This window comes from Mesorhizobium sp. M0518 (genome assembly GCF_040321125.1).
Lineage (GTDB): Bacteria > Pseudomonadota > Alphaproteobacteria > Rhizobiales > Rhizobiaceae > Mesorhizobium.
In genome coordinates, this window is the sequence record NZ_JAMYQY010000012.1 from 105696 (window position 1) to 126966 (window position 21271).

Annotated in this window: 23 protein-coding genes; 12 read left to right on the forward strand and 11 right to left on the reverse strand. The window is 61.3% G+C overall.

Features of this window, described 5'->3' with window-relative positions; genetic code table 11:
* Positions 1-27: 27 nt before the first annotated feature.
* Together NKI66_RS18765 and NKI66_RS18770 are read left to right on the forward strand one after the other, a co-directional pair.
* Positions 28-612, forward strand: coding sequence for a DUF1214 domain-containing protein (locus NKI66_RS18765; RefSeq protein ID WP_023812796.1), 585 nt, complete (start codon positions 28-30; stop codon positions 610-612).
* Positions 605-1174, forward strand: a complete 570-nt coding sequence (locus NKI66_RS18770; protein ID WP_023812795.1) for a DUF1254 domain-containing protein — start codon at positions 605-607, stop codon at positions 1172-1174. The genes NKI66_RS18765 and NKI66_RS18770 overlap by 8 nt, the downstream gene beginning before the upstream one ends.
* 37 nt (positions 1175-1211) lie before the next feature.
* On the opposite strand, the gene NKI66_RS18775 is transcribed toward NKI66_RS18770, so the two are convergent.
* Positions 1212-1400, reverse strand: coding sequence for a hypothetical protein (locus NKI66_RS18775; RefSeq protein WP_023812794.1), 189 nt, complete (start codon positions 1398-1400; stop codon positions 1212-1214).
* A gap of 188 nt (positions 1401-1588) precedes the next feature.
* Between NKI66_RS18775 and NKI66_RS18780 the strand changes: the two genes are divergently transcribed.
* Positions 1589-2626: a hypothetical protein gene (locus NKI66_RS18780; RefSeq protein ID WP_023812793.1), complete on the forward strand. Its 1038-nt coding sequence runs from the start codon at positions 1589-1591 to the stop codon at positions 2624-2626.
* Here the strand turns inward: NKI66_RS18780 and NKI66_RS18785 are convergent.
* The 3 genes from NKI66_RS18785 to NKI66_RS18795 form a co-directional block, all read right to left on the reverse strand.
* Positions 2604-2951, reverse strand: coding sequence for a DUF1491 family protein (locus tag NKI66_RS18785; protein WP_023812792.1), 348 nt, complete (start codon positions 2949-2951; stop codon positions 2604-2606). The genes NKI66_RS18780 and NKI66_RS18785 overlap by 23 nt on opposite strands.
* A gap of 228 nt (positions 2952-3179) precedes the next feature.
* Positions 3180-3977, reverse strand: coding sequence for a peptidoglycan-binding domain-containing protein (locus NKI66_RS18790; protein ID WP_023812791.1), 798 nt, complete (start codon positions 3975-3977; stop codon positions 3180-3182).
* A complete protein-coding gene (locus NKI66_RS18795) occupies positions 3952-5682 on the reverse strand; it encodes an ATP-binding protein (RefSeq protein ID WP_023812790.1) in 1731 nt (576 codons plus the stop codon). Before NKI66_RS18795 ends, NKI66_RS18790 begins: the two co-directional genes overlap by 26 nt.
* 536 nt (positions 5683-6218) lie before the next feature.
* Here NKI66_RS18795 and NKI66_RS18800 point away from each other — a divergent pair.
* Together NKI66_RS18800 and NKI66_RS18805 are read left to right on the forward strand one after the other, a co-directional pair.
* A complete protein-coding gene (locus NKI66_RS18800; RefSeq protein WP_023812789.1) occupies positions 6219-6572 on the forward strand; it encodes a DUF5330 domain-containing protein in 354 nt (117 codons plus the stop codon).
* A 99-nt stretch (positions 6573-6671) separates the two neighbouring features.
* Positions 6672-7100 (forward strand): SufE family protein, encoded by a 429-nt coding sequence (locus tag NKI66_RS18805; protein ID WP_023812788.1) that lies wholly within the window; start codon positions 6672-6674, stop codon positions 7098-7100.
* Between the two features lie 171 nt (positions 7101-7271).
* On the opposite strand, the gene NKI66_RS18810 is transcribed toward NKI66_RS18805, so the two are convergent.
* On the reverse strand, positions 7272-7697 hold the full coding sequence (locus tag NKI66_RS18810) for a Ros/MucR family transcriptional regulator (RefSeq protein ID WP_013532660.1): 426 nt from the start codon (positions 7695-7697) through the stop codon (positions 7272-7274).
* A 439-nt stretch (positions 7698-8136) separates the two neighbouring features.
* Complete coding sequence (locus tag NKI66_RS18815; RefSeq protein ID WP_023812787.1) at positions 8137-8505, reverse strand: SH3 domain-containing protein; 369 nt, start codon at positions 8503-8505, stop codon at positions 8137-8139.
* 181 nt (positions 8506-8686) lie between these two features.
* Between NKI66_RS18815 and NKI66_RS18820 the strand changes: the two genes are divergently transcribed.
* The 3 genes from NKI66_RS18820 (at position 8687) to NKI66_RS18830 (ending at position 11999) form a co-directional block, all read left to right on the forward strand.
* Complete coding sequence (locus NKI66_RS18820; protein ID WP_352721833.1) at positions 8687-10810, forward strand: S9 family peptidase; 2124 nt, start codon at positions 8687-8689, stop codon at positions 10808-10810.
* Positions 10807-11433 carry a LysE family translocator gene (locus tag NKI66_RS18825; protein ID WP_023812785.1) on the forward strand — a complete coding sequence of 209 codons (627 nt, stop codon included), beginning with the start codon at positions 10807-10809 and terminating at the stop codon, positions 11431-11433. Before NKI66_RS18820 ends, NKI66_RS18825 begins: the two co-directional genes overlap by 4 nt.
* Before the next feature lie 158 nt (positions 11434-11591).
* Complete coding sequence (locus tag NKI66_RS18830) at positions 11592-11999, forward strand: SET domain-containing protein (protein ID WP_023812784.1); 408 nt, start codon at positions 11592-11594, stop codon at positions 11997-11999.
* Here NKI66_RS18830 and NKI66_RS18835 read toward each other — a convergent pair.
* The 4 genes from NKI66_RS18835 to NKI66_RS18850 all read right to left on the reverse strand — a co-directional run bounded on the left by NKI66_RS18835 (position 11996) and on the right by NKI66_RS18850 (position 15301).
* Positions 11996-12946, reverse strand: a complete 951-nt coding sequence (locus tag NKI66_RS18835; RefSeq protein ID WP_023812783.1) for a cytochrome c — start codon at positions 12944-12946, stop codon at positions 11996-11998. The two genes, NKI66_RS18830 and NKI66_RS18835, sit on opposite strands and share 4 nt — an antisense overlap.
* Positions 12947-12955: 9 nt before the next feature.
* Positions 12956-13393 (reverse strand): c-type cytochrome, encoded by a 438-nt coding sequence (locus tag NKI66_RS18840; protein WP_023812782.1) that lies wholly within the window; start codon positions 13391-13393, stop codon positions 12956-12958.
* A 326-nt stretch (positions 13394-13719) separates the two neighbouring features.
* A complete protein-coding gene (locus NKI66_RS18845; protein ID WP_023812781.1) occupies positions 13720-14316 on the reverse strand; it encodes a superoxide dismutase in 597 nt (198 codons plus the stop codon).
* A gap of 106 nt (positions 14317-14422) precedes the next feature.
* The gene (locus NKI66_RS18850; RefSeq protein ID WP_023812780.1) at positions 14423-15301 is read right to left on the reverse strand and encodes a branched-chain amino acid aminotransferase; all 879 of its coding nucleotides are present in this window, start codon (positions 15299-15301) and stop codon (positions 14423-14425) included.
* Positions 15302-15458: 157 nt separating this feature from the next.
* Between NKI66_RS18850 and NKI66_RS18855 the strand changes: the two genes are divergently transcribed.
* The 4 genes from NKI66_RS18855 to NKI66_RS18870 all read left to right on the forward strand — a co-directional run bounded on the left by NKI66_RS18855 (position 15459) and on the right by NKI66_RS18870 (position 19529).
* Positions 15459-16121 carry a haloacid dehalogenase type II gene (locus NKI66_RS18855; protein WP_023812779.1) on the forward strand — a complete coding sequence of 221 codons (663 nt, stop codon included), beginning with the start codon at positions 15459-15461 and terminating at the stop codon, positions 16119-16121.
* Between the two features lie 171 nt (positions 16122-16292).
* Positions 16293-17117: a L,D-transpeptidase gene (locus tag NKI66_RS18860; RefSeq protein WP_023812778.1), complete on the forward strand. Its 825-nt coding sequence runs from the start codon at positions 16293-16295 to the stop codon at positions 17115-17117.
* A 121-nt stretch (positions 17118-17238) separates the two neighbouring features.
* Positions 17239-18321, forward strand: coding sequence for an alpha/beta fold hydrolase (locus tag NKI66_RS18865; RefSeq protein WP_352441365.1), 1083 nt, complete (start codon positions 17239-17241; stop codon positions 18319-18321).
* Positions 18322-18479: 158 nt separating this feature from the next.
* Positions 18480-19529 carry a class I SAM-dependent methyltransferase gene (locus NKI66_RS18870; RefSeq protein WP_023812776.1) on the forward strand — a complete coding sequence of 350 codons (1050 nt, stop codon included), beginning with the start codon at positions 18480-18482 and terminating at the stop codon, positions 19527-19529.
* Between the two features lie 142 nt (positions 19530-19671).
* On the opposite strand, the gene NKI66_RS18875 is transcribed toward NKI66_RS18870, so the two are convergent.
* Positions 19672-21219, reverse strand: coding sequence for a helicase HerA-like C-terminal domain-containing protein (locus NKI66_RS18875; RefSeq protein ID WP_352752527.1), 1548 nt, complete (start codon positions 21217-21219; stop codon positions 19672-19674).
* Positions 21220-21271 lie beyond the last annotated feature (52 nt).

Consider the following 21271-nt stretch of genomic DNA (forward strand, 5'->3'; position numbering starts at 1 on the left):
GGCAACTCTTCGTGTTCCCGGCCCCTCATGCTCAAGAATGCCTTCCTGACGCTGCTTTCGCTTGCCATAGCCATCGTCGGCGGTGGCGGCAGCGTCTGGTATGCGCTGAAAGTCCAGGATGGTGTCGGCGCCATCAGGATCGGCCAATGGACGGCCTTTCCCGATATCGGCACGCCGGCCGCCGATCCCTATTCCAAAGCCCGCGTGGCGCGCGAGGGTGTGCTTGCGCTCGGCCGCGCCGAGGGGCTGTCCTTCGTCGCCGAGCGCGACACGGGCGGCGCCGAGCTCAAGCGCGAATGCACCTACACAATCGAGGGTGGTTTCCCGACGGCACGGTTCTGGACGCTTTATGCCGCCGACCAGTCGCTCGGCGTGGTCGAAACCGGCAAACCCCGGCTGGCGGCGCTGCAATCCTATGGGGTGGTGCGCCAGCCCGACAATTCGGTGATCATTTCCGCCGGCCATCACCCGATGCCGGGCAACTGGCTGCTGACAGACGGCTCCGGCAGGATGTATTTCGTGCTGACCTTCTACGACACGCCGATCGCCAGCAGCACCGGCCTGTCGGACGTCTCGCTGCCGCAAATCGTCAAGGTCGGCTGCAATGCGTAGTTTTTACGCTGCGATGCGCGGACTTCTGCATGCCGTCCTGCTCGGCCTGCTCGGCGCCGGCATCGTGCACATCGCCGTGCTGCTGCTGGTGCCCGAGTTTTCCGAACGCGATGCCTGGTCGCGGCTGTCCATGGCGTCGGACCTATACAAGATGACGCGGCTCGATGCCGAGGCCGGTGGCGCGCCCGTGGTGAAATCCGTCGACCCGCTGTTTTACGCGACGGCCTGCCGGTTCGATCTGGGCGAAGGCATGGTCCGCGTCAAGGCACCTGGACATGTCCCGTTCTGGTCGGTCTCGGTCTATGACCGCAGCGGCCACAACATCTATTCCTTCAACGACCACACAGCGACCGGCGGCGTTCTGGATGCCGTCGTGCTGACGCCGGCGCAGATGATCGACGTGCGCAAGGATCTTCCAGAGGATCTTCAGGGGGCGATCTTCGTCGAAGCGCCGATCGAGGAAGGCATCTTCGTCATCCGCGCCTTCGTCCCCGACGAGAGCTGGAAGCCGATCGTGTCGCACTTCTTCGAACAGAGTTCCTGCGAGTTGCAGGACTTCTAGCCATGATCCCGGACCAGTGGTCGGTGGCCGCCGAAACTCAGTGGTGCGGGACCGGTTTTGTTCCTGGCGAGCCCGGCTTGTCGGGATCGACCGGCCGCACTTCGCCGGCACACGGCCGCTCGTAGCGGATGCCGGGAAAGATGATCACCGCCGCCGGCATTTCAGCGGTTTGCTTTACTCTGGTGTTTGGTGCCGTACGCGGCACGAAAGACAGTACCATGCCCATGGTTCGCGCATTCCTCTCGGTTTCCCCGGAGCACAACGCAACGCCTCCAAATGTCATTAAGGCCGGCAGAGGGTTAACGGAACGCTAACGGATCGTCGCTAACTTGAACTTTGTTCTTGGCATTCTCGGAACCGACACGGTCCCGGTCGAGCGTCGTCAAGGTTGTGTCGAGTACGGGCGTATCCTTCGTGTCATCTTCGGACTTCAGGCAAATCGCGGTACGAAAAGACTCGGGAAAGGCCGAAAGGCTGTTCCGCGCCGCGGTGTCGGCGTTCTGCTCGCTCACCCGCCCTTCACGCCGTGAGATTGGCCAACTCGAAGACCTGACGCTGCCGCTGTTCGACAATGTGTCCGTCGAATCTCGCCGTTACGTGGCGGCCGCCCTTTCCGAATGCGAATACGCCCCCGCCGCCCTGGTGCGCCGCCTTTGCGAGGAACCGGTCGACATTGCCGCGCCGCTGCTCATCCGCTCACGCGCCGTCAGCGACATCGATCTCATCGCCCTGATCGGGCGACATGGCCTGCCGCATGCGCGTGCCATCGCCCGCCGCAAGGGCTTGAACCCGACCATTGCTGATCTGATCAGGGCCCTAGAGAGGCCAACCCTGGTGCGTGCGCCTGAACCGGATGCGAACGCCGCCGCGGCAGACAAGATCGCGCCAGCGAGCGCGGAAACCGCCTCCGGCGAGTTGGCCCGGGAACAGGCGCTCGGCATCGCAGCCGAGAATGCACGGCGCAGGCTGCGCTCGATGATGCGCCCGGGCGATGAGGCGGCAGCGACGAACGCCGATCCTTTCAAGGGCGCCGACACCTATGTGAAATTGCGCGAGACAGCTCTGACGGGAAACGCCGCGTTCTTCCAAACCGCGCTCGCCGATGCACTCGATATCGATTTCGAGATCGCGCGATCGCTCACCGCCAACCAGAATTATGCCTCACTGCTTGCCGCCTTACGCTCGCTCGACCTCAGCGAGGACAGGGCCTTCCTGATCGCGGTTGCCGTCTATCCCAGCCAGTTCCCGCATCCGCAGGCTATCCGGACTTTCCTCGACCGTTACCGGCTGCTGCATCGCGAAGCGGCCCAGGACAAGATGCGGTCGTGGCGGGCGGAAACCCTTTCAAGGGCGGTTCGCGGCGCAGCACCTGCCAACAGCGATACACGCACCGCCTCGAACAGCGACGATGCGGCTGATACCTCCGGCCTCAGGGCGTCTTCACGGAAATAAGCTCCTCGACAGGCACGGTGCCGGCCTCGATCTCGACCACCCAAATGTCGGGATCGAACTTTTTCTCCCTTTCCAGCCTGGCGTCGAGCACGGAGGCATCCTCGCCGGCTCCGAGCAGAGTGAAAAACCGGTCGTCGGGCTTGGCCGAATCATAGCTTGTCTGCGGCGCCGGCCCGAAGAGGGCAACCTCGCCCAGCCTGCCCCGCGCCAGGACGAAGATAGCGCCGGCCTCGGTCGCGCCGCGCTTGACCACGGCGGCAAATCCGCCGGCGCCGAAAACCCGGCGCAACAGGGCCGAGACCCACAGATCCGATGTGACACGCATGAGAAAACTCCGCGAATGCATGTCGCCCAAAAGGTGGGTTCCGGTTTTGGAACAACGGCATGCATGAGAACAAGGCAGGCGGGTTCTCTAAAGTAGTTTGCCGTTTCAAGGAAACGGCAAACTACTTTAGCCCTTGTTTGACGCGATTCCGGACGGAAAACCGTTTCACACTTTTCCTGGAATTGCTTTGTCGATATTTCCGCCGCTGGGCGAGCCGTCGTTCAGCCGTCAGTTGGTCAGGCCGATCTCGCGCATCTTGACGTAGACGATCTCATCGGGCTCGCCGGTCTGCGGCAGCCCGAACAGCGACTGGAATTCCTTGATCGCTGCCTTGGTGCGCGCGCCGACGACACCATCCAGCTGCATGTCGTCATTGCCGAACGCCTTGAGCCCGGCCTGGATCTTGACGATGCGGGCATCGGGCGCTTGCGTCGCGGCATTCGCCTGTCCGGAATTTGTCTGTCCCGAACCTGTCTGCAAAGACACCGGAACGGCGGCCGGCGTATCCGGACGCGGCTGCGGCCTGGGTACCACGGAAGCGGTTTTCGGCGTCGCGCCCAGTTGATCGAGCAGAAGCGCGTCGATCTCGCCGGACGTGTTGAGCCCAACCTTCTGCTGATAGTCCTGGATAGCCTTGCGGGTGTTGGGTCCGGAAATGCCGTCGACCGTTCCCGAATAGAAATCGAGATCCTTCAATATGCCTTGCACCTGCTCGACAACCGGATCGCCCTTGATCGGTGCCGGCGCGCCGGATGGCCGCACGATGTTGAACGTCGTTTCCGGCTCGTCGGGCGCCGCGTGCGGAAAACCCGCAATGCTGCGGGTCGCGAAGAATGCGCCGGCATGCGGGAAAGGCTGGTACCACAAGGCATTTGCGGAGACGTAGAACAGCGTCACCAGGAATGCCGTCGAGCCGCCCACCAGGACAGGGTTGCGCGAGATCATGCCGCCGACGGCGACAGCGCCGTCCTGAAAGGCGTTGCTGCGGCGCTTGACCGCCTTAGCCTGTTTTGCGGAGCGAGCCATTTCTGTCCCCTTTCGCCATCGCTACAGGCATGGTCAGCACGCCGGCCTTCTCCGCCTGATGTCCCTTCGGTCCGTTCACCGGCAGGCTGATGGTCACCGTGGTGCCCTCGCCCGGCATGCTTTCGATGGACATCGTGCCTTCGTGGAGCGCCACCAGACCCTTGACAAGTGAAAGGCCAAGACCAGTCCCCTCGAAACGGCGGGTATAGTCGTTCTGGATCTGCATGAAGGGCTTGCCGAGATTGGCGAAATCCTCCTCGGCGATGCCGATGCCGGTGTCCCTGACCCAGAAATGCAGGCGCGAACCGATCCGCTTGGCACCGACGACGACGTCGCCGCCGTCGGGGGTGAACTTGATCGCGTTGGAGACCAGGTTGATGAGCATCTGCTGCACGGCGCGCTGATCGGCATTGATGTCGCCGGCGTCCGGCGCGATCTGCGCCCGCAGATCGATGTTCTTGGCCTGCGCCTGCAGTTGCATCATCGACTGGCACATGTCGACCGCTTCCGCGAACCGGAACGGCTCGGGTTCGGTCGCGTAAACGCCCGATTCAATCCTGGACACGTCGAGTATCGAGGTTACGACGGCGAGCAGATGCTGGCCCGAATCCCGTACCAAGCCGACATATTCCTTCTGGCGCGGATCCTTGAAGGCGCCGAACATCTCGTGCAGCAGCATATCCGAGAAGCCGATGATGGCATTCAACGGCGTGCGCAGTTCGTGGCTGACCACCGCCAGGAAGCGCCCCTTCGCCACTTCGGCGGATGCGGCCGCCTCATTGGCCGCCGCGAGATCCTCGCGCAACCGGCTGATCTCGTCATTCTCGCGCAGGACGAGCGTAAAGACGTCACCCTGTTCCTCACCACGCACCAGATCAAGCGAGAACGGCCGGTAATTGTCGGCCGTCAGGCTATTGCCGTTCTGAGGCAGCCGGATGCGCAATTCGAGCCGGCGCGACAGCGCACCGTCGCGCATGTCGGCCATCGCGCTGAGATAGGAAACGCGATCCGACAGATGGACGCGATCGAAGAGGCCGTTTCCGGACAGCAGTTCGGGCGGCAGTTTCAAAAGCGTGCGGGCCTTTGGCGACGCGTCCAGTACCTCGCCATGACGGGCAACGCGCAAGACCACCGCATCGATGATGTCTTCGAGCCGGTCGGCAGTGTCGACCACAGCCGCGTCGGCGGTGTTTTGAAACGCCGATGCACGCGGCATCAGTGTCAGCGCCCACACCAACGGCACCAGCCAGTGCCACGCCGCGATCTGCGCTCCTGCGAAAGGAAATACGGTTCCAGCCAAAGGCTGAGCCAGGATGGCGACAGCGGCCGACACGGCTCCCCACAGTGCTGCACGTCGCGAGCCGCCGATCCACCAGGCTTCGAAAGGCAGCGCCAAGACAAGCATGGCGACAGGCGAACCCAACCCGCCCGCGGCGGCAATGAGACTGCCGAGCGAAATGCCGGCCAGCACCAGGGCGACCCGACTCGCCATCGCCATCTTGCCGGTCGCCGCCACCAGCAAGGCGACGAACCAGCACAGGCCAAAGGCGGCGAAGATGGCGGCCATGGTGACGGCAACGCCCATGCCTGAAGTGACCAGCGTGACCGCGGCGCCGGCGGCAAAGAAAGGAGCGGCGAGCATGACGCCGATGAAACGGCGCTGGCGCTCGCGGTCGCTCCGCCCAAGGATGGACGGATGGACCATACGTTCGCAACCGGCAGAAATCGCGCCAGGCAATTCAACGTATCTGGCCTTGATTGAACTCAACTCAACGCACTCGCACTTGTCGTGGACAGCTCTGCTTTGCAGATGGTTCTGGTTGGCTTTGAAACTCGCATCCAGCGTTTAAGGAATGGATAAGGCAGGGCCGACCAAGGCCCTGGCCTGCGGCAAATATCGGGATGCCGGCCGCCGAAAGCACGGGCAAATGCAGCCATAGTAAACGGAGAGTTATCCGGCGACGGCACCTATCGGACAGACGCACACGGCACTCGGACTTCCACATTCCAAGAAAAATACAGGAAAATCATGGGGATATATGGTTATTTGTTGTTAAGGAAAATCACTGGCAATTGAGACAAAACGATTGCAGAACGCTTCGTCTCGAATTTGCCTAAAATTTGAGGAAAATTCTCTCTTTGCCTGCAAGCCGTCCTTTGCGCCTGTGTGCCAAGATCCTGCCTACAAAAGAGGTCATGCCATATGGATGCATGATCCGGTCACGACGAGAGGGCAAGGGCATGGTCTTCCTCATAAGAATGGCTTTCTGGTTTTCGCTGGTGCTGCTGGCGCTGCCGCTGACTGTCGGCCCCGATGAATCGGGCCGCGAAAGCGTCGGGCCGATCCAGGCCTTGTTTGCGGCACGCGAAGCGGTTGGCGATATCGCCGGCATTTGCGAACGCAAGCCCGATGTCTGCGAGACCGGCAAGTCGGCAATGCACACCATCACCGCCCGCGCCAAGGAGACCGCCAAGATCGCGGCAGCGATAATGGACGACAAGTCCGCCGCCAGCCCCGACACATCCACGATGACCGGCAGCCTGCCCGAAGAAATCGTCTTGCCCGAGACCGTCAACCTGCCGCCTCAGAATTAAGCCGTTTCGACGGCGCACCGCGGGCTGTCTGCCCTCTCGACGCCCGCGGTGTCCTTGTTTTTCCGTGACGCGGCGCCGCCGCGTGACTATATCCGGGCCATGACCACCACGATCCAGACGATCCGCGACGATTTTTCGTTCCTCGAGGAATGGGAAGACCGCTATCGCTATGTCATCGAACTCGGCGAGGCGCTGCCGCCATTTCCCGACGAGCAGCGCAGCACCGCCAACAAGGTGCCGGGATGCGTGAGCCAGGTCTGGCTGACCACCGAACGCGGAGCCGGGACCGACCCGATCGTCACCTTCACCGGCGATTCGGACGCTCACATCGTGCGTGGACTGGTTGCGATCATGCTGGCGCTGTTTTCCGGCAGGACCGCCAGCGAAATCCAGCAGACCGATGCGGAAGCGACATTGAAAGAACTCGGCCTCGACGAACATCTGTCGCCGCAGCGCGCCAACGGCCTTCGCTCGATGGTCAAGCGCATCAAGCGCGACGCCGAGGCAGCGCTCAAGCAGACCGCCTGACACCTCCATACCCGATCCGCGCGTCGCGGCGCGCAAAAATCAAACGGCGCCCGAAGGCGCCGTTGATGTCGATCCGATCTGGCTTATTTTAACGCAATTCCCAAGGGAAAGCTCTATGCGCTTTCCCGGGAAAACCGTTTCACATTTTTCCTGGAATTGCTCTGGCAGCGATTACCGCGCTTTGCGCTTGCGGCCGAGGCCCATCTTCTTGGCAAGCTGTGACCGGGCAGCCGCATAGTTGGGTGCAACCATCGGATAGGTCGGGTCAAGGTTCCACTTTTCGCGATACTGATCCGGTGTCAGGTCATAGTGGGTCATCAAATGACGCTTCAGCGACTTGAACTTCTTGCCGTCTTCAAGGCAAACGATGTAGTCGTCATGAACCGACCGCTTCGGGTTGACCGCCGGCTTCTGCTTGTCGGCAGGCGGCTGTTCGGCGGTTCCGCCCACACGCCCGAGCGCAGCATGGACATCGGATATCAGGTTCGGCAATTCGCCGACCGGCACGGGATTGTTGCTGACATAGGCGGCCACCACATCGGCGGTCAATTCGATCAGCGCATCGCTGTTTCTGGAAGGTGTTTCGACAATATCCATGGTCTTCGGGCCCCAACAAGAGTTACATCGATCTGCGCCCTTTTTTACAAGCAGGGCATCGCACGAATTTTGTGCAGGTAGAGTTTCTACGATTCGTGTCGCGGGCACATCAATGAGCGCGCAGACCAAGTAAGTCAATTCGGCCCTTACGCTATATTGAACGATATTGATCAATTATTCCACGATCAGCTTCAATCTTTCGTGCATTGTGTAATTTATCGATATTTCGCGCTCCGCCGGCGGCGGCTGACGTAACGTCAGATCGCCGTTACATTCGTGGCAACTCACGACACGGGTTTTAATGTTTGATCTTGCTTGGCTATCGCCCGAGCAATATTGGTTGTTCACATTTATCCACAAAACCGTAGGTTGCCGTGGTCATACGCAAGCATCATGCATGCCTGTCATCCAACCGATCGGCTGATTGCTGCCGCGTCAATCAATGCGGGGTGATGTATTTGCCATAGGCCCAGCCGGTGATGAAATTGCCGTTCTGGGCCGGATCATGCCAGACTTCGCACCAGCGATAGCGAATCTTCTGTTCCTGCTTCCATGCCGGCTGGTTGGCGATGTCGAGCAGGTTTATTCCGCCGGTGCATCGCCCGGTCATCTGCAGAACGGTCCCGTTCGGATATCCCGCCTGCTTCTGGGATGTGCCCGAAGGGTATTTGCGTACGTTGAGCGTATCGCCGAACGGCACATTGGCCACTTGCCAAGCCGCGAATACGGTCGCATGAGACTGGCCGGCAAAGGCCAGAGTTAGTGAAGCAACGGCGAAAGCCGCAGCAGTCCGAGACCAAATAGTCATCATCTCTCCTCCCGGCTCATCTCCTGGAGCCGACACAACCCATACGCTGTGGCTCTTGAACCTGCCCTGAGTGGCGTGTTCATTCGCCGTTCAAGATCTTTCTCCATTTGAGATGGTCCATTCAAGATACTGGCCTATTCAAGATACTGGCCCATTCAAGATACTGGCAAAGCGAGACGCAATGACCAAGACATCCATATTTCCGATCGTCAGCCCGCCTACGCCCGAGAAGCGGCCGGTTTCCGACACGCATCACGGCATCACGCGAACCGACGACTATGCCTGGCTGCGGGCCGGCAATTGGCAGGAGATGTTCCGCGACCCGTCATTGCTCGATGCGGGAATCCGCGCAGAACTCGAGGCGGAGAACGCGTACCAGTCGAAGCTGATGGCCGACACGGCCGAACTGCAGAAGCAGCTTTTCAAGGAGATGAAGGGCCGTATCAAGGAAGACGATTCTTCCGTGCCGATGAAGGACGGACCCTATGCCTATGGCTCGTCCTTCAAGCTTGGTGGCGAGCAGCCGCGCTATTTCCGTATGCCACGCGACGGCGGTGCCGAGCATATCCTGCTCGATGGCGACGCAGAGGCCGCGGGCAAGGCCTATTTCCGTCTTGGTGGTGTCGACCATTCGGCCGACCACGCAAGGCTGCTTTGGGCATTCGACGACAAGGGCTCCGAATTCTACACGCTTCGCGTGCGTGACCTTGCCGACGGCAGGGAGCTTGAGGACCAGATCCCCGACACCGGCGGTTCAGGTGTCTGGAACGCCGGCAATGACGGCTTCTTCTATACACGTCTCGATCCCAACCACCGCCCGTCGAAGGTGCTGTTCCATGCGCTTGGCGACAGCCCGCAAAGCGACCGGCTGATCTATGAGGAAACCGATCCCGGCTTCTTCATGAATGTCGACGGCACCCGCAACAACGAGTGGATCATGATCGGCATCAACGATCACGAGACCTCGGAATACCGCCTGATGCGCGCCGACGATCCGTTTGCCGAGCCGAAACTGGTGTCGCCGCGCGAGATTGGCCTTCAGTACGAGTTGGAAGAAGGCGGCGATATCTTCTTCATCCTGACCAATGCCGACGGCGCCAAGGACTTCAAGATCATGACGGCACCGGCGGGCGATCCCGTGCGCGCCAACTGGCAGGAACTGGTGCCGCATGAGCCCGGTCGGCTGATCCTGTCGGTGATCGGCTTCAGGGACCACATGGTCCGGCTCGAACGCAAGGAAGGCCTGCCGCGCATCGTCGTGCGCGACCGGATCAGCGGCGAGGAGCATCTTCTGTCCCTCGACGAGGAGGCCTTCTCGCTCGGACTGTCGGGTTCTTATGAGTACGACACCGAGATCATGCGCTTTTCCTACTCGTCGATGACGACGCCGGCGCAGGTGTTCGACTACAATATGCGCACCCGCGAGCGGGTGCTGCTGAAGACCCAGGAAGTGCCGTCCGGCCATGATGCGGACCACTATGTCACGCGGCGCCTGATGGCGCCGGCCAGCGACGGCGAACTGGTGCCGATCTCGCTTTTGCATCATCGCGACACGCCGCTGGATGGATCCGCACCTTGCCTGCTTTATGGCTACGGCTCCTATGGCATCACCGTGCCGGCCGCCTTCAACACCAACTGGTTCTCGCTGGTCGACCGTGGCTTCGTCTTCGCCATCGCTCACGTTCGCGGCGGCAAGGACAAGGGCTATGGCTGGTACGATGAGGGCAAGCGGGAGAACAAGATGAACACGTTCACCGATTTCATCGCCGTCGCGCGCCATCTGGTCACGGAGCGTTACACGGCGCATGACCGTATCGTCGCGCAGGGCGGTTCGGCCGGCGGCATGCTGATGGGTGCCGTCGCCAACATGGCGCCGGATTGTTTTGGCGGCATTGTCGCCGAGGTTCCCTTCGTCGATGTGCTCACCACCATGCTCGATGCGACCCTGCCGCTGACGCCGCCGGAATGGCCCGAATGGGGCAATCCGATCGCGTCCGCCGACGACTACCGGACCATTGCCGCCTACTCGCCCTATGACAATGTCGCTGATCACGACTATCCGCCGATCCTGGCGCTGGCCGGTCTCACCGATCCGCGCGTCACCTACTGGGAACCGGCCAAATGGGTGGCCCGCCTGCGTGATCGCAAGAGCGGGGACAATCCGGTTCTGTTCAAGATCAACATGGATTCGGGCCATGCCGGCGCTTCCGGCCGGTTTTCGCGGCTGGAAGAGATCGCCTACACCTATTCCTTCGCGCTGAAAGTGATGGGCAAGGCGCAGCCTACGGGAGCAACCAACAAATGATCGACCTCACCACTCTGATCGCTTACATCGCGGTCGTTTTCGGCTTCGTCTTCATTCCAGGCCCCGCCACCCTGCTGACGATCGCCCGGGCAACGAGTTCCGGAACCAAGGTCGGCATCGCGACGGGCGCCGGGATCGCTGCCGGCGATGTCTTTCACACCGTCATGGCGATGATCGGCATATCGGCGGTCATCGCCGCGTCGGCGACGCTGTTCATCGTCATAAAGTACATCGGCGCGGCCTACCTGATCTATCTCGGCATTCGCGCGATCATGGAGAAAACACCGGCCAATCCGGCTGCCGGCGCGCTTGCGATCTCTGCCGGCAAGGCGTTTCGACAGGCTGTCCTGACCGAAGTGCTCAACCCCAAAACCGCTCTGTTCTTCCTCGCCTTCCTGCCTCAGTTCGTGCGGCCTGAAAACGGAACGGTGATGCTTCAGATGGCCGCGTTGGGGGTCATCTTCGTCGTACTGGGCCTTTTCAGCACGGTCGTCTTTGCCGTGAGCGCTGGCCGGCTCGGCACGCTCCTGCGCCGAAATCCGTCAGTGTTACGATGGCAGGGCAAAGTTGTCGGCGGCATCTACTGCGCTTTGGGCGTCCGTCTGGCGCTGCAGCAACGCTGACTCCAGACGATGATCGACGCGCCCTTTCCGGAGGGCTGGGTGATCAGGACTTTTTGAAGTTCCCGTTGCTCATTTTCACTCGCAATTGCGGTGACCGCGCGCTACCCAGTGCGCGGCTTTTCCCGGCCTGACAGCCTCCAATCGCGTAAAGGTCCATTATGCTGCTCGTCGACGTCTATCTCGACAAATCGCCTATCCAGGGAATCGGCGTCTTTGCCAAGAACCACATTCCTCGCGGCACTCTGATCTGGAAGCTGGACCCAAGGTTCGATCGGCTCATCGAGGTCGAGACTTATGAGCGCGTGGCCGGCCCGGTGAAGAGCTATCTCGATCGCTACTCCTATCCCGACCGCCGCGATCCGAACTACATCGTCTTCGAAGCCGACGACGCGCGCTATATGAACCATGCCGACGAGCCGAACTGCGACGTCTCCTCACCCGAGGAGAGCTTTGCGCTGCGCGACATCGCGCCTGGCGAAGAGCTGACCTGCAACTACAACCATTTCTTCGAAACGGGCTTCGATTTTCTCGGCGACCGCCACCTGTTATCCGCAGACCCGGTCTAGTTCGCCGTCTTCTTGCGGGCCGGATAGCCGTTTGGATGCGCCGGGATCGCCTTCAGATAGGCGGCGATGGCCGCACGGTCCTGCGGCGTCAGTTCGGCCATGTTCCGCTGGACGTCGACCATGGCGCCGCCGACCGAATCGAAATCGGGCGTGAAGCCGGTTTCGAGATAGTTGGCGATATCTGCCTCCGACCATTCGGCGAGACCGCCCTCGCCTGATGTGATGTTCGGCACGACGCCACTGCCTTCCGCGGCCACGGCGCCCGCCAGCCATTCGTTCTTCTTCGTGCCGCCCGCAAGATCGCGCGGCGTGTGGCATTCGCCGCAATGGCCTGGCCCTTCGACCAGGTAGCGGCCTGATATCACCGGATCAGGCGTGCCTTCGGGGAAGGCAACAACCGGCTGGTCGCTGAGGTAGAGCAATTTCCACAGGCCGATGCCGCGGCGGATATCGAAGGGGAAATCGAGCGAATTGCCCGGCGCCTTGCCGGCGACGGCCGGCAACGTCTTCAAGAAGGCATAGAGATCGCCAATGTCGGCCGGATTCATGCGCGCGTAGGATGCATAGGGAAACGCCGGATAAAAATGCTCACCAGAAGGCGACACGCCCTTCAGCATGGCATTGGCGAGGTCCTCGACAGACCATGCGCCGATACCGTCCTTGGGATCTTGCGAAATGTTGGGCGGCACGAAGGTTCCGAAGGGCGTCTTGAGTTCGAGGCCCCCAACGAGCTGAAGCCGCGTGTCGCCCTGTGAGCCCGGCTTTGCATGGCAGGATGTGCAACCGCCGGCATAAAAGATGCGCTTGCCCTTGGCAGCGTCGCCAGGACCGAGCTTGGCCAGAGTTTCCCTGTCGAGCCTCACCGGCGCCGACAGGACCCACCCGGCAACCGCGCCGACGCCGCCCAGAATGACGACGGCGCCGACAAGTTTTTTCAGCCACGCCATGGCTGGTGATCAGCCCTTCTTGATTCTGTAGCCTTGATGGCAGGTGCCGCAATCGGAGCCGATAGCGCCGACTTGCGCCTTCAGCGCGTCGGCATCGGCGGGAGCCGCAGCGACCGCAGCCTTGACGTCGGCGAGATATTTGTCCTCCGCTGCCTTGAAGCCAGCCATGTCTTCCCAGATCTTCGGCGAGGCCGTGGTGTCGCCGGTGTCGCTGCCGGCCGGGAACAGCGCATCGGCATCGAATTTGTCGGCATTCGCCTGCAGCGCCTGAAGTTGCGTCAACACAGCCGCCGCATCAAAGGGTTCCTCGCCCTTGACCACTTTCGACAGGCCGCCGACGATCTTTCCGCGTTCCTTCATCAGTGCCTGCCGATCGAGGATCGGGTCGGCAAAAGCCGCCGAGGCCGCGAGTGCGAGCATAGAGATGGCGATAACAAGCTTTCTCATTCAATTGGCTCCATGATGAAGGCATTTCGGGACAGGACGTTAACGGATGCATCAGGGGGAAAATTCCCTTCCCCCTGATGATTTTTGCCAGACCTTTGTTGTTACGGGAATCTCGACGCAGAAAAAGAAAAGCCCCGCTCGATGAACTGCCCCCCGAAAGTTGGGCATCAACCTTCGGGGGAGCAGTTCATCGCGCGGGGCTTCTCTACGATCGATCAGGACATCAAACGCGCTGTGTTCAAGCGGACTCGAACGACGCGGTTTGAGTCTTTGTTTTCGTGCATGTCGTTATCCCAAAACCGCTGCGCACTTTTGGGCAACATGCATCAGGCCTTTTCGTACAATTCGAGGACATGGTCCCAGTTGATCAGGCTATCGACGAACGCCTCGAGATATTTCGGCCGGGCGTTGCGATAGTCGATGTAATAGGAGTGCTCCCAGACATCGACGCCAAGGATCGGCGACGCGCCATGAACGAGCGGGTTCTCGCCGTTCGGCGTCTTCGAGATCGCCAGCTTGCCATCCTTGACCGAGACCCAGGCCCAGCCGGAACCGAACTGAGTCGTGCCGGCGGCAATGAAGTCGGCCTTGAACTTGTCATAGCCACCAAGATCGCTATCGACTGCCTTCTGCAAGGCGCCCGGCAGCTTGTTGCCGCCGCCGCCTTTCTTCATCCACTTCCAGAAATGGATATGGTTGTAGTGCTGGGCAGCATTGTTGAAGAGGCCGGCATTCTTGCCGAACGACTGCTTGACCACCTCTTCGACCGACAGATCACCCAAGCCGGCCTCGGCGGCGAGCTTGTTTCCGTTATCGACATACGCCTTGTGGTGCTTGTCGTGGTGATATTCCAGCGTCTCTTTCGACATGTAAGGCTGCAAGGCCTCATAGTCGTAAGGCAGAGCGGGCAATTCAAAGGCCATGGATAGTACTCCCTCGTGGAAAAATCCGGTGTCGATACCGGAGTAAGATAGGTCTGGAATGGATTGGGACAACTCCGGATGAAGCGTCGGTCGCCTTTTTATCCGCTCAAGCAGGGGAAGTCGAATGCGCCCAAGCCCAATAGAGTTCGCGCGCCTTTTTGGCCACCGGCCCGGGTTGCAGATTGCGATCCTCGATACGCGTGACCGGCACCACCTTGGAATGGTTCCCGGTCGAAAAAATTTCGTCCGCTTCGAGGAAATCTCGCACCGACAGCGTCTTTTCCGTGGTCCTGAAGCCATATTCGCCGAGCAGCGTTATCGTGCGCGAGCGGGTGATGCCGGACAGGAAGGTGCCGTTCGGCGCAGGCGTAAAGACGTGACCGTCCTTGACCAGGAAGATGTTCGAGGTTCCGGTCTCGGCGACGTTGCCCAGCATGTCGAGCACCATTGCGTTGTCGAAGCCGCGCATCTTGGCTTCGAGAATGGCCCGACCGTTGTTGGGGTAAAGGCAGCCGGCCTTGGCGTTGGTCGGCATGGTTTCGATGGTCGGACGCCGGAACGGCGACACGGTCACCGAAAAGCCAGTCGCCGGAATCATCGGTGATTCATAGAGGCAAAGGCAGAAGCGGGTCGAGGCGGGATCGGCCGGCACGCCCATATAGCCGCCATGCTCGGCCCAGTACATCGGCCTGATATAGACCGCCGTCTTGCCGTCGAACTTCTTCAACCCATCCCATGTCAGCCCGACGATCTTGTCGGCGCTCATGTTCGGCTTCAGGCCGAGCGCGATCGCCGAGGAATTCACCCTGGCGGCATGGAGGTCGAGATCCGGCGCCACGCCTTCGAACCAGCGGCCACCGTCGAACACGCTAGTGCCGAGCCACATGGCGTGGCTGCGCGGCCCCAGAATGGCGACGTTGCCCTCGTGCCAATCACCATCGACGAAAGTCCATGTCGCGGATTGCGCCGCAGCCGCCAGTGTCATCGTGTCGTCCCGCCTCAATCGGTCTCGTGTGACGGCCATTGGAAGATGCTTTGGCGGGCGCCGTCAACCGGCATCATGGAGTTTTGTTGAGGCCAGTGCCGGGGCGCAATGCAATCAAAGCTTGCACCTTGTCGCACCTGCCCTCAAAACTGTTGTCATGCAATACGCCGCCTATGTCTTCGACGCCTATGGCACGCTGTTCGACGTGCATGCCGCCGTGCGCCGTCATGCAGACCGGATCGGGCCGGACGGCCAATTGTTGTCCGAGATCTGGCGCGCCAAGCAGCTCGAATATTCCTGGGTGCGCACGCTGATGGGCGCCTATGCCGATTTCTGGCAACTGACCGAACAGGCGCTCGATTTCGCCTTGCGCAAGGTTCCCTCGGCCGACCCCGGTCTCAAGGCGATATTGCTGGATGCCTACTGGCGGCTGGATTGCTATCCGGAAGTGCCGGCCGTGCTCAAGGCGCTCAAGGCTTCGGGAGCGAGGCTGGCGATTCTGTCAAACGGTTCGCCCGAAATGCTGCAGGCAGCGGTCAAATCCGCCGCGCTCGACCAGGTTCTGGATGACATCTATTCCGTCGACAGGGTGCGGCGCTTCAAGACCGATCCGGCTGTCTACGATATGGTCGCCACCGGCTGGCGCCTCTACCCCGGCGCGGTTTCCTTCCAGTCCTCCAACCGCTGGGATATTGCAGGCGCCACCAAATTCGGCTTTCGCACGGTGTGGATCAACCGTTCCAACCAGCCCGAAGAATACCAGGATTTCCCACCGGCCCTTATCCTGCCGTCGCTCGAAGCCCTTGTGCCCGGCAGCTAGGAGACCTGTGTCTCTGGCGCCACAGTAGCGGCTCGGTCACAGCTTCGCCTTTGTTTGCCCACGTTCGGGCCAGAATCGGAACCGCCTATCGGCCCAGGTGTTGTCAGGCACCCCGCGGAACTGTCGGCGAATTCACGCTTTGTTGCGATTTGAGACTTAAAGAAGGCAACCATGTCCATAACCGAAATCGAATCTTTTCGCCTGAGCCGTCGCGGCTTTCTCAACGCCGCAGCCCTGGGCGCCGCTTCGATCGCGGTTTCCGCATGCGCCACTACCGGGCCGGGCCCGGTCGAGCCGCCGCCGCCAGCCTATGTCGAACCGCCCCTGACCGATTATGTGACGATGTACGCGGCAGTCAGCGACGGCGGCTTCGATTTGCCGGCCATCCCCGTCGACAAGATCGATCCGCAGTTCCTGCGTCAGATCGTTCCCGACCCGACGGGACAGAAGCCGGGAACCATAGTCGTCGATACCACCGGCCACTTCCTTTATCTGGTTCGTCCAGGCGGTCAGGCGATACGCTACGGCGTCGGCCTTGGCCGCGCCGGTTTCGAATGGTCCGGCGACGCCGTCGTTCAGTGGAAGCAGAAATGGCCAAAGTGGACGCCGCCGGACGAAATGATAGCCCGCCAGCCGGAATTGAAGCCCTACAGCGCCGACAATGGCGGCATGCCCGGCGGCCTGAAGAACCCGCTCGGCGCACGCGCGCTCTATCTGTTCCAGGGCAATGTCGACACGCTCTATCGTCTGCACGGCTCGCCTGAATGGCGGTCGATCGGCAAGTCGGTATCGTCAGGCTGCGTGCGTCTGATGAACCAGGACATTATCGACCTCTATGATCGCGTGCCCTCGAAGACGCCGGTCGTCGTGACCAGCGACGCCAGCCAACCCATGGTGGCGACGGCCAACCGACAGGCGATCCCGATCGACGCCGGCGTGCCGGACGGTTCGGTGCTACTTGGACCGGTCAAGGCGATTACCAATTCGATCTTCTGAGCAGGCGAAGGGGCGGCGGTTACGACGCTCCTTCACCGGATTGTCTCTCTGAAACGGAACCGATTCTGCATCGGCGGAGACCGGTCTGTCGCGTGGCGGCCCACTGCGATATTCTGTGGTGATGAAACTCAGCCAGAGCATACGGTTCTGCACGTCCGAGGACGGTACCCGCATCGCTGTCGCATCATGCGGGGAAGGCAAGGTGATCGTTCGGGCGGCGCACTGGCTGAGCCATGTCGATTATGATCTCGAAAGCCCGGTTTGGCGGCCATGGCTCCAGGCCCTTTCGGCCCACAACCAGTTTGTGCGCTACGATCCACGCGGTTGCGGTCTGTCGGATCGCCATGTCGCCGACCTCTCGATCGAAGCGTGGCACGCAGACCTGGACGCCGTGACGGCGACCATCGAGCAGCCAAGTTTCGTTCTGCTCGGTCTTTCGCAAGGCGGCGCTCTCAGCATCGCCTATGCGCTGCGGCATCCTGAGCGGGTGTCGCATCTGGTGCTGCTGAATGCCTACGGCCAGGGTGCGAGAGTTCGAGCGCAGACCGAGGCCGAGCGTTTGGAAGCCGAAACACTCGTCAATTTCGTGCGCATTGGCTGGGGACGCGAAAATCCTGCGTTCTGCCAGTTCTTCACCAATCTTTTCATTCCCAACGGGACACAAGAACAGCACCGCTGGTGGGGCGATCTTGAGCGCGTGACGGCAAGCGCCGACGTAGCCGCCCGCCTGCTCTGGCAGATGCAGGGGATCGACGTCCTCGACCTCGCGGTGAAACTCCGCGTCCCGACGTTGATCGCGCACAGCCGCGGGGACATGCGCGTGCCGTTCGATGAAGGCTGCAAGCTTGCCGCAGCGATCCCTGGAGCGCGCTTCCTGCCGCTTGAAAGCAAGAATCATGTTCTCCTGCCGACCGAGCCAGCCTGGAAGGTGTTCCAGGATGAACTCGATGCCTTCCTCGGACATGAGCGGCCCAGGCAGCCGCGCGCAATCCGAGAGGCCGGCCTGACACCTGCCGAGGCGGCGCTTCTGGATCTGGTCAAACAGGGGCTGGACAACCGCGCGATCGCGCAGCGCTTGAGCAAGAGCGTGAAGACCGTGCGCAATCAACTGTCGATGATTTTCAGCAAGCTCGGCGTCCACAGCCGATCGCAGGCAATCGTGATGACGCTGTCCGACAGAGAGCGAGCGCCCCAGCCCGATTGAGTTCCTCGCAGACCACAAATAAGGGACTTCTGTCCCTATTTGCATTCGCTTTCACTTCCCCCACGGGACTGCTGCATCATGCCCATCATCAGAGGGGGTCTCATCCTCGGAATCGGCGGAGCGACAAGCCGTCGTCCGAAGATCAGGAGGAACCCGACATGACGCAACTCAATGAAACCAGGCTCAATGAATTGGTAGGCCGCGTTCTGGGCGACCTTGGTGGTGCGGTCAGCGTGCCGTTGGTTCGGATCGGAGATGCGCTGGGTCTCTACAAAACGCTCAAGGAAATCGGCCCTGCGAAGGCCAACGAACTTGCCGATGCTGCAGGATGCGCGCGTCGCTACGTTCGCGAATGGCTGTCGGCGCAGGCGGCGTCCGGCTACGTGCACTATGAACATGGACGGTTTTCGCTGACGCCCGAGCAGTCATTCGTATTTGCCGAACCCGACAGCCCGGTCCATCTGATTGGCGGTTTCGACACCGCGGCTGCTATGGTCGAGAACCAGCCAAAAGTGGAATCGGCTTTCAGGACCGGGCGAGGCGTTGCCTGGGGCGATCAGGCAGGGTGTCTGTTTTGCGCCGTGTCACGTCTGTTTCGGCCGGGTTATGTCAATGCCCTGGTGAAGGACTGGCTGCCGGCGCTTGACGGTGTCGTCGCCACGTTGAAGGCAGGGGCATCGGTGGCCGACGTTGGGTGTGGGCACGGTCTGTCGACGATCCTAATGGCGCAGGCCTTCCCCGCCTCCCGCTTCATAGGTTACGACTTCCATCCGGCCTCGATTGCCGCCGCGACCGCGCATGCCCGGTCGTACGGACTGACGAACCTGAATTTCGAGGTCGGCCGGGCGCAAGATTTTGGCGGGCGTGGCTTCGATCTGATCACCTGCTTCGACTGCCTGCACGATATGGGCGACCCAAAGGCCGCGGCGGTGCATATTCGCAAATCGCTAAAAGAGGGCGGCACCTGGATGATCGTCGAACCCATGGCGGGAGATACTCTGGAGGAAAATATCAATCCGGTCGGACGGCTGTACTACTCGGCCTCGACGATGATCTGCGTTCCCACATCACTGGCACAGGAGACGGGCCTCGCGCTCGGAGCTCAAGCAGGAGAGAACCGGCTGACGGAAGTGATCCGGTCGGGTGGGTTCTCTCGTGTCCGGCGGGCTGCCCAGACCCCACTCAACATGGTGCTCGAAGCGACCTGACGCAGAAAAGGTCGGTTCGGGCCCTCCTCGAACCGGCCAACCAACGTCTGTCCGCCAAAACCGGCTCAATGCCGCCTATCCGATGCGGCTTCAAGCCACGGGCATTTCGCCAAAGCGGATGCCTCTGCCTCAGATCCGAAGCTCACCGCCCCCTGGAAAGACTGCCCAATATCCCGCGCACGATTGCCCTTCCGACCGACGAGCCGACCGAGCGCACCACCGACTTGATCGCCGCCTCGGCCACCGTCTGGCGGTTGGACGGGCGCGGTGCAGATGTGCGCCTGCCACCCGATTGCGGCGCGGGATCGTCATTGCCGAAGCCCGGAATGGTCCAGCGCGAGCCGCCGCTGCCGGCCTGCTGGGCCTGCTCTTCGGCATCCTGCGCGTCCTTGGCCTTTTTTTGCAGCATTTCGAAAGCCGATTCGCGGTCGACGGCCTGATCGTACTGGCCGGCGACCGGGCTTTCCTGGATCAGCTTTTGCCGCTCAGCGGCAGTTATGGGTCCAAGCCGCGAGGATGGCGGGCGGATAAGCGTCCGCTGCACCATGGACGGAACACCCTTGGCCTCCAGCGTCGAGACCAGCGCTTCGCCTGTGGCAAGCTGGGTAATGGCGGTCATGCAGTCAAAATCGGGATTTGGCCGAAACGTCTCGGCTGCCGTCCGGACTGCCTGCTGCTCACGCGGCGTATAGGCGCGCAGCGCGTGCTGGACGCGATTGCCGAGCTGGGCCAGGACTTTTTCAGGGATATCCAAAGGGTTCTGCGTGACGAAATAGACGCCGACGCCTTTCGAGCGGATCAGTCGGACCACTTGTTCGACGCGATCGATCAGCACCTTGGGTGCTTCGTCGAACAGAAGATGCGCCTCGTCGAAAAAGAACACCAGCTTCGGCTTGTCGGGGTCGCCGACTTCCGGCAGCACCTCGAACAGTTCCGACATCAGCCATAGCAGGAAGGTCGCGTAGAGCCGCGGATTCATCATCAGCTTGTCGGCGGCAAGCACGCTGATGGCCCCGCGTCCGTCGCGGGTGGTGCGCATGAAATCGGCGATACGCAGTGCCGGTTCGCCGAAGAAGTTCGCCGCGCCCTGCTGCTCCAGGACCAGCAGCGTGCGCTGGATAGCCCCGACCGATGGCTTCGTCACATTGCCGTAGCGTGAGCCGATCTCGTCGGCGCGCTCGGCGATGTTGGCCAAGAGCGCCTGCAGATCCTTCATGTCGAGCAGCAGCAGGCCTTCCTCGTCAGCCAGGCGGAAGGCGATGTTCATGATGCCTTCCTGCGCCTCGGTCAGGTTCATCAGGCGCGATAGCAACAACGGCCCCATTTCCGAGACCGTGGCGCGGATCGGATGACCCTGTTCGCCGAACAAGTCCCAGAAGATGACGGGGAATTCCTGGAAGTCATAAGGATCGAGCTTGACCTGTTCGGCCCGCTTGACGAGGAAATCCTGTGCCGTGCCCATCATCGCGATGCCCGACAGATCCCCCTTGATGTCGGCGCAGAACACAGGCACGCCGGCGTTGGAAAATCCTTCGGCCAGGATCTGCAAGGTGACTGTCTTGCCGGTACCGGTGGCGCCCGTCACCAGGCCATGACGATTCCCATATTGCAGCAACAGCTGCTCGGCACGCTGATAGCTGTCGTCGGGCTTGCGGCTGGCGCCGATGAAAATACTGCTGTCGTCAGCCATATGCACGGTCTCCGCAAACTGATGTGTCTAAAGCCAGGGGCCTTGCCGCAGG